10 protein-coding genes and 1 pseudogene are annotated in these 8,066 nt (G+C 26.6%); all 11 read left to right on the top strand.

The window, feature by feature from the left end; all coding sequences use genetic code 11:
• Window positions 1–193 (top strand): annotated as a pseudogene (locus tag AB6A63_RS01090) (SVM family protein); the annotation flags it as partial.
• Window positions 194–469: 276 nt separating this feature from the next.
• Window positions 470–718 (top strand): hypothetical protein, encoded by a 249-nt coding sequence (locus tag AB6A63_RS01085; RefSeq protein ID WP_370430851.1) that lies wholly within the window; start codon window positions 470–472, stop codon window positions 716–718.
• A gap of 5 nt (window positions 719–723) precedes the next feature.
• On the top strand, window positions 724–1,365 hold the full coding sequence (locus AB6A63_RS01080; protein WP_370430850.1) for a YqaJ viral recombinase family nuclease: 642 nt from the start codon (window positions 724–726) through the stop codon (window positions 1,363–1,365).
• Window positions 1,366–1,434: 69 nt separating this feature from the next.
• On the top strand, window positions 1,435–1,749 hold the full coding sequence (locus AB6A63_RS01075) for a dTMP kinase (protein ID WP_370430849.1): 315 nt from the start codon (window positions 1,435–1,437) through the stop codon (window positions 1,747–1,749).
• Window positions 1,692–2,045: a hypothetical protein gene (locus AB6A63_RS01070; protein ID WP_370430848.1), complete on the top strand. Its 354-nt coding sequence runs from the start codon at window positions 1,692–1,694 to the stop codon at window positions 2,043–2,045. Before AB6A63_RS01075 ends, AB6A63_RS01070 begins: the two co-directional genes overlap by 58 nt.
• Before the next feature lie 84 nt (window positions 2,046–2,129).
• Entirely contained in the window at window positions 2,130–2,252 is a 123-nt protein-coding gene (locus tag AB6A63_RS01065) for a hypothetical protein (protein WP_370430847.1), read from the top strand.
• Window positions 2,236–2,859 carry a hypothetical protein gene (locus AB6A63_RS01060; RefSeq protein ID WP_370430846.1) on the top strand — a complete coding sequence of 208 codons (624 nt, stop codon included), beginning with the start codon at window positions 2,236–2,238 and terminating at the stop codon, window positions 2,857–2,859. The genes AB6A63_RS01065 and AB6A63_RS01060 overlap by 17 nt, the downstream gene beginning before the upstream one ends.
• A gap of 1 nt (window position 2,860) precedes the next feature.
• A complete protein-coding gene (locus AB6A63_RS01055) occupies window positions 2,861–4,354 on the top strand; it encodes a replicative DNA helicase (protein WP_370430845.1) in 1,494 nt (497 codons plus the stop codon).
• Between the two features lie 12 nt (window positions 4,355–4,366).
• Window positions 4,367–5,692 carry a toprim domain-containing protein gene (locus AB6A63_RS01050; protein WP_370430844.1) on the top strand — a complete coding sequence of 442 codons (1,326 nt, stop codon included), beginning with the start codon at window positions 4,367–4,369 and terminating at the stop codon, window positions 5,690–5,692.
• A 19-nt stretch (window positions 5,693–5,711) separates the two neighbouring features.
• Complete coding sequence (locus tag AB6A63_RS01045) at window positions 5,712–6,353, top strand: phase variable surface lipoprotein (protein ID WP_370430843.1); 642 nt, start codon at window positions 5,712–5,714, stop codon at window positions 6,351–6,353.
• A gap of 429 nt (window positions 6,354–6,782) precedes the next feature.
• Window positions 6,783–7,727 (top strand): IS3 family transposase, encoded by a 945-nt coding sequence (locus AB6A63_RS01040; protein ID WP_370430842.1) that lies wholly within the window; start codon window positions 6,783–6,785, stop codon window positions 7,725–7,727.
• Window positions 7,728–8,066 lie beyond the last annotated feature (339 nt).

The raw sequence follows: 8,066 nt of genomic DNA, 5'->3' as shown, positions 1-8,066 counted from the left end.
AAAGTGTATAAATGAAAAAATTTGGGATTATTCATATGAACAAAATCAAATAGCAAACACAATTTTAAGTCGTTCTTATCAAGATCCTACAATACAAGAACTTATTATAAATCATCAAAAATTAGTGAAAATAATTAAGGATCTAAGCCAAAAATATATTAATTTACAATATCAATTAAATGAATTTCATTAAATTTTAAAAATAAACCAAGACCCTCCAGGGTCTTTTTTTATTTAACAACAAACTTGGAAAGGAAACCAAAAACCATGTTAATAAAAAAAACTTTACATCTTTTACCTAATAATCTCATTCCTTTTATCATCACCTTACTTTCAATTATTCCTTTGATAACCGTTTATTACGTCATTAAATTCTATCTTTTCACCGTTAAACTAAGTATCCAAAAACTCAAACAAGGAATAGTGGTTCAATTTTATCAACATTTAACCACGAAGCGACTTAATTATCATGTGGAATTTAATTAATACTTGGTTAACTAAGTTAAATAATAACCTTAAAACTATAAGTGATTATTTCTTTACTTATCAAAATCAATGGTTAAACTTAGGTTTATTAACAATTATTTTATTATTTCTTCCGCATTTCTTATATTTCATTGATTTTCTTTTTAAATGTCTTTATCATATAATTAAATTTATTTATTATTTAGGAAAATATCTTTCTTTATTATTAAAGAAAATATTTAAGAAAGAATAATTATTATGAGAATCAAAAACTTAAATCAACGCACCAAATTATGGTATCAACACCGAAAAAAATACATCAACGCTTCCGAAATCGCTTCCATTACAGGTTTAGATCCCTTTCGTTCCATGGAACAATTAGTCCATGATAAACTCTTTGGCACGACTTTTACTTCCAATCAATATACGCTTCATGGACAAAAAATGGAACCCATTGCTAGAGAATTTTTCATACAAAAAACTAATTTAACTTTTGAAGAAACCATTTTCACTGATGATCAAGTTAACCTTTTTTCCGCTTCTTTGGATGGTTACAACGAACAAAACAAAATCGTTTTAGAAATAAAATGTCCTTTTGTGAACGAAAACCAAACAGTATCATCCACTTGGACTCATTTTTTAACTCACCCTCAGTTAGAAAATATCCCACAATATTATTGGGCCCAAGTTCAATGTCAACTCTATTGTTCTCAAGCACAATTTGCTTACTTTTTAGTTTATTTTAATGACCGAAACTATCATGTAGTGCGGATTTATCAAGATAAAACCTTTATTCAAAAAATGATTCAAGACAGTCAAAAATACTTAGCACTTTTAACTAAAGCCAAAGACGAATTAGAAAAAACAACTTATTTAAAACAATTAAGTAAAATTAAATAATTAATACTTTGAGACCTTCAATTTGAAGGTCTTTTTTTATGCCCAAATTAAAAATCAAAGGAGAAATCAATGATGAAATTAATCGTTTTCGAAGGACTTGACGGGAGTGGAAAAACTTCTCTTATTCACGCCCTGCAACTCCAATTAAAAACCCCTCATCAACTGTATCAAGGATTAGGAAGTAGTTCCATTGGGAAGAAAATTAGAGATTTATTTTTAAATTTTTCACAAGTAGATTATCTCACTCGTTTTTATTTAAGTCTCGCTAATATGGCTCAAATCCAAGTAGAATTATTTAAAAATCACCAATTAATCATCTTAGACCGTTGGTTACCATCTACTTATGCTTATCAATTATTTCCTTTTTCAAGGAAAAGAAACTAACTAATTTACCTTTAAAACAAATTTTCAATATCAATCATGAAACTATTTTAAGAAAACCTGATTTAATAATTTATTTAGATATTGACCCTCTCATCGGAAAAACGAGAAAGAAAAAACAAAAAAACCATCAAAGGGATCTCATCGAAAGACAATCATTAACTTATTTTCAAACCGTTCGCCAAGGATATTATCATTATCTTACTCATTATGTTAGTGGTTTGAAATTAATCTTAGATGGTAGTGATCCTATTCAATCTAATATCCAAAAAATTATGAAATATTTAGGAGAAATCTAATGTCTATTGTTATTAAGAAAAAATGCCAAAATGGTAATCTTTATTTTTATTATCGGAATGGAAAAATTAAAACGGTGAAACCTGATGGCACCATTACCTGGAAAACAAAAAGAATTTTTAAAACTAAAAAAACCAACAAAAGACCTTAATTTAAAGGTCTTTTTTTTATTTAAAGAAAGGAATATCAAAGATGTTAACGAATACTGATTTTTATCACATTAAACATTTCAATACTAACACTCAATGTGTTAATATTTTAAAAAAACTTTTTCATAAAACATCATTTTTACTTAATTTTCATGAATATACGAAACATCATCACTATTTACTAGATAAATATTTAACCGATAACAACTATAACTCTCAAAGTCAAAAAGTAATCCGTGGTAAAATCAATGAATATCTTATTTTTCTCTATTTTCAAAACCAAGGAATCATTCATTTATATCCTCAAGCTTATTTATTCTTCATCCCCGACATTAAATTTGATTTAGTGTTATTTACGAAAAATAAACGGATTATCGCTTTTAATTTTAAAACATGTCTTCGTGATCGATATAAACAAGCCATGGTAGAAGGACAACAATTAAAAAAACTCGATACTCGTTTTGAATTTTATTTATTAACCAACAACGAACCAGAAACTCAGAGATTAAATCATAAAATCAATCAAGGAAAAGTCCAAGGTATTAATCAAGTAATTAATTTATTTTCCAATTCAGCCAACAATTTCTTACAAAACTTAATTACCCGTCAATTCATCCCTTTTTCTAACATCAACATCATTAAAAAAGAAAAAAAGGAGTTAATATAAAATGTTAACCAATGAACAAAAAGCGTTAAGACAATTAATAAATTATATCGAACAAGGTCAATGGGAAAAATTAAACCTTTATTGTCAAATAATCAACCCTAAAACTTTACTTGACGCCCACAATACAAAAATATTTACAGCCTTAAAATATTTATTTTTAGAACAACAAACAACTCATCCCTTTGATAAAATCAAATCTCAAACTGAGATCATCAAAGAATTACTCGCCTATCTTCAAAACTATTTCCCCCAAGATAACTTTACTAAAGAATCATTATCTTTTTTAAATAATGATTTTAGTAAGGAAAATAATCTCTATTTCTTAGATAACTTAAAACATACCTATACCCAAGAAAAACTGTTCCAACAACTCTTAAAAATTATTAGTCCTTCTTTTGAAAACAAAGATCCTTATCATAAAAATCTATACTACCAAGAAATCTTTGATAAATTAAGAAAATTTATGTCCTTTATATCTCATTCCTCCGATAAAACCTTATTAACTTTAAATCAAATGGCTTCTTGTCATCCTGAATTTTTTGAAACTAATAACCAAGCAAAACAAAAAATTCAAGAAGAATATTACCGTCTATCAGAAACCTTCAAAGGCTTAAACCAAGCCACGAAAGGCTTTAAAAAAGGTCAAATCATCACCATTGGCGGTTATACAGGGTTAGGAAAAACCACTTTTGTCTACAATCTTCTTTTAGATATCGTCAAAACCAAACATCAAGAAACTAAATATTATCCCCATATGTTAGTTTTTTCTTATGAAATGACCTTAGAAGAAAATTTAAGTCGTTTATTAGCCCACCAAACTCAAATTCCCTTAGATGTTATTTTAGCTAAAAATTGGGAAGACTCAAACATCACTAAACATACCTATATGGAAAGGATGAATTACACTGAACAATTATTTTCTCGACTTAATTTATCATTTAGTTATGATCAAGTTAAAAGCATTGATTATGTCATTGATTTAGTTTATCGTCTTCATTTAGAACAAAAAGTAGAAATCATTGTCATCGATCATCTTCAAATTACCAAATCATCTAATCATTTAGAAAATGACCGCCTAGCCATTGATGAAATTATGACTAAATTAAAAAGATTAGCCATTGAATTAAATATTGTTATTATGATTTTATCTCAATTTTCAAGAGATACATATAGCAATTACCAAGGAAAATCTCCTGAAATCACCGCTTTAAAAGGTTCAGGAGGGATCGAAACTAACTCCGATATCGTCTTAATGATGTCTGAATTCCAACCCAAACTATCCAAAGACCAAGACAAGCCCTTAAATATCTATAATCAAAATTGTAATCAATTATATTTAGCATCAAAAAACAACGAATCCCAAAAAATCATCGAAGTAAATATCAAAAAAAATCGCAGTGGCACTAAAAAAACCTTAGTTTATCATTTTGAAATGACCACGCAAACCTTCCAAGAAATCGGTTATGTTTTACCTTATCAAATCGAAACTTTTTAAGGAGTTAAAACAATGAATAATCAAGAAAAAATTAACCACATCAAAACTAATTTCCCTATGTCGGTTTTATTAAAAAAATTAAATATTCTCCCACCAAACTTCAACGACAAATATCGCTTCCCTTGTCCCATCCATCAAGGTCAAAATCCAACAACTTGTCATATCAATGAAAACAACAATATTCATTGTTGGAAATGTGGTCGTGATTATGACGTAATTGATGTTTATCAAGAAGTTAGAAGAAATAAAAACTTTCCTGAGGTTGTTACTAGAATTTATCATTTTATGAAAACTCAAGAATTTAAAACTTTAAACCAACAAGAAAAAGAAAGCAATAAAATAACCACTAATCCTTTTAAACAACCATATCAATCCAAAACATCTCATCCAATTGATGAAACCCAAATCCAACTCATCAAAAACCAATTATTTAAAGAAATCTCACCCTTATTTAATCAAATTAGAGATTATTATCATTATTTATTAATTTCCAACCGAAACAATGAAAGCCAACCAGGATTAACTTATTTAACTCAAAAAAGAAAACTAACTCTAGAAACCATTAAAGAATTTAAATTAGGATACGCCCCTTTATCTAATAAACCTTTATCTTTTCGATTCATCAATTTTTTAAAAAAGAAAAACATTAACATTGATAAATTATTAGAATATGGTTTTATTAAAGAAAAAACCAACCACCAAGGGACAAAATATTTTCATGATACTTTTCATGGTTCTATCATTATCCCCATTAAAAACGGTTATCATCAAACTTTTCATTTTTATCAAAATCATTTTCGCGAGACTAGTTATTTCCAACCCAAATACCAAGCTTTAACTAATTTCAGTCAAACCCCCACCTTTCATTTTAGTTATCGGTTTTTTGAAGCGTTACCTTTTATCAAACAAACAAAAACCATCATCATTCATGAAGGATTTTTTGATGTCATTAGTTGTTGGCAAAACGGAATTAAAAACGTGGTCGGTCTCATTTGTGTCACTCAATTACTTTCTCAATCTCAACTAGAAATTCTCAAAAAAGAAAATATCAAAGTCATTATCGCCTTAGACAACGACAAAACAGGCCAAAAACGCAGTGAAGTCTTAGGAAAACAACTAAAATTAAATCAAATCCCTTATGAAATCCGCAGGATTTTACCACCATATGATAAAACTTGTAAAGATGTCGATGATTTATTATGTCAATACGGAAAAGAAGTATATCAAAAATGTTTTTTAAACCCTTATCTTTCATATGAAGAGGCCAAAAAGAAAATCATCGTCGATTTAGCGGTTCATTTCTTTGGAGAAGATAAAGTAGAAATAATTAATGAATAATTAAAAGGAGAAATCAAAAATGAAAAACGACACTAGTCAAGAAATTAGAATCGGAGGTTGGAATACGAAAACCAACCCTAACGATTTAACTCAAATTAAAAACTTTTTAAAAATATTAAAAGAAGATTTAATAAATCTCACTATTATCTCTCATTCTAAAAAGAAAAATACCTACCAAGAAGCTAATTACCGTCCGAAAAACCAAACTCTCTTTGTCGACCTACAAATCTTAGAAGAAATTAAACAAACGAAAATAACCTTAATTAATGATAATTTATCTTCTAGTAATAGTAAACTATTACTTTCTAATTTAACCCCGCTTAAAAGCCAAAATAACCCCATTAAAAACCTATATCCTCTTTTTCAAATCAATTATCAAAATGAAACTAAAAACCGTATCAAAGAATTAATTGGAAAAATTGATGTCAATAAGTTAGAAACTTTACAGTTATATCAATTAGACCCTCAAAAACTAGATAAATACCACAAACCCATGAAAACTAACTATAAAAAAGGGTTAAACATTATTTATTATCGAAAAGAAGATTTAAAATATCTTCAATCTTTTTTAACAAAAGATAAACAAGGTTATCGGGTGAAAAAGTTACGTTCTGGTTATTTATCAAATTTAAATAAAAAAGAATTAAAAACAAATAAATAATTTATAAAATTACCATTTTATTACCATTAAGTTACCTTTTTATTACCATCTTATTACCACTTTATTACCATGTTACTTTTCATATATCCTTTTTAATAAAAAACTTATTTAAGGAGTGATATTTGATATTTTATATCGATAATGATAATGATACTCGATATTTGATATTATCGCATTATCATTTTTCATATCATTATTATTTATCGATATCATAAAAACCTCTTTTTAGGTAATTTTATTTTTTTTAATTTATTTCAATCATTAAATCAACTTTAATTTTTAAATTAACTACCTTCCCAAGTATTGATTATTATATATGAAACAAAAAGATGAACGCGCTGAAGCGCTTATTGATCCAATAAAAAATCTTTTAGAGTTATAATATAGTTAATATATTCAGAATAATTTATAAAGATAATTGGTATTAAGATGCAAAAATTAAAACAAAAAATTAAATTATTACAAAAAATTATTGAAAAGATTAAAAAAATTGATAAAAAGATTGTTTTTCATTTAACCAACCAATTCAATCAAACCCTGAATTTAACCACCATTTTAAAAACAATTCAAATTAAAAGAAGTACTTATTATTATTGGTTGAAAGTGAAAGCTAAACTAAAAGAAAAAGAAGAAAAATACCTGTTACAACAAAAAAGAATTAAAGCTTTATGTCTCCATTATCAATATTTTTACGGTCATCGAAAAATCACTGATTTATACCAAAAAACCTTTAACGAATTCATCAACAAGAAAAAAGTTTATCTCATTATGAAAAAAAATAATATTTGTTGTTGTTTAAGAATCAAAAAAAATAAATATTATTATAACAATAATTTAAAAGCTAAATTAAAAGTAGTTCCTAATTTAATCAATCGAGATTTTATTACCACCAAACCCCTCCAAAAACTCTTTACTGATATTACTTATTTCAAAACTAATCAAGGTTTTTTATATTTTTCTTGTATCATTGACTCTTTTAATAACCAAATCATCGCTTCTTATACTTCTTCACACCAAAATAAAGATTTAGTTTTAAATACTATTAAAAAACTCCCAAAAATTACTAATCCTTGTATTATTCACTCCGATCAAGGAACCGTTTATCAATCACCAAAAGTACAACAAACTTTAACAAAAAAAGGTTTTTTAATCAGCATGTCAAGAAAAGCTACCCCTCGTGATAACGCCGTTATTGAAAACTTTTTTGGCCAAATGAAAACAATTTTACAACATCAAAATCCTTTTTTATTTCAAAAATCTCCTGATAAAATGAAAAAATTAATCAATCATTTTCCGAAATTTTGGAATACTAAGTGGATTTTAAGCAAATTAAATCATTCAACTCCATCTCAATATGTTCAAAATCTGAGATAAATTTTTAGTTGAATTAATATAAAATAATATAACCTTGAAAAAGGTTGTTTTAGTGCGCCTTTTTGTAAAGAAAAATGTTAAATTGATATCAAAGATTATTTTCTTTTCATTTTGTTGACGAGTTTTTCACTTTTTTTACCTAACTAGATAGTGTAAAGATAAAATATTTAAAAAAATATCTTTTGAAACCAAAGAATTATCAAAAAAAGTTTAGACACTTTTTTGAATGAAAACAATATTTCTTTAGTTTGAAAAGATATTAAATTATCTATTAATTTTTAGTCTTAAAGAGTCATTTTAAAATAAAAAGTTGTATTAAAAAACGGACACAGCTCAATG

It is taken from the genome of 'Camptotheca acuminata' phytoplasma, from assembly GCF_041276565.1.
Lineage (GTDB): Bacteria > Bacillota_I > Bacilli_A > Acholeplasmatales > Acholeplasmataceae > Phytoplasma.
The sequence above is the reverse complement of the archived record's forward strand: the minus strand, read 5'-3'. Positions and strand labels throughout refer to the sequence as shown.

What these genes read in the sequence shown, in the direction of transcription:
- AB6A63_RS01055 (WP_370430845.1), top strand. Translation starts at nt 2,861, where the DNA reads ATGTTAACCAATGAACAAAAAGCGTTAAGACAATTAATAAATTATATC.
- AB6A63_RS01050 (WP_370430844.1), top strand. Translation starts at nt 4,367, where the DNA reads ATGAATAATCAAGAAAAAATTAACCACATCAAAACTAATTTCCCTATG.
- AB6A63_RS01085 (WP_370430851.1), top strand. Translation starts at nt 470, where the DNA reads ATGTGGAATTTAATTAATACTTGGTTAACTAAGTTAAATAATAACCTT.
- AB6A63_RS01040 (WP_370430842.1), top strand. Translation starts at nt 6,783, where the DNA reads ATGCAAAAATTAAAACAAAAAATTAAATTATTACAAAAAATTATTGAA.
- AB6A63_RS01060 (WP_370430846.1), top strand. Translation starts at nt 2,236, where the DNA reads ATGTTAACGAATACTGATTTTTATCACATTAAACATTTCAATACTAAC.
- AB6A63_RS01065 (WP_370430847.1), top strand. Translation starts at nt 2,130, where the DNA reads ATGGCACCATTACCTGGAAAACAAAAAGAATTTTTAAAACTAAAAAAA.
- AB6A63_RS01075 (WP_370430849.1), top strand. Translation starts at nt 1,435, where the DNA reads ATGATGAAATTAATCGTTTTCGAAGGACTTGACGGGAGTGGAAAAACT.
- AB6A63_RS01045 (WP_370430843.1), top strand. Translation starts at nt 5,712, where the DNA reads ATGAAAAACGACACTAGTCAAGAAATTAGAATCGGAGGTTGGAATACG.
- AB6A63_RS01080 (WP_370430850.1), top strand. Translation starts at nt 724, where the DNA reads ATGAGAATCAAAAACTTAAATCAACGCACCAAATTATGGTATCAACAC.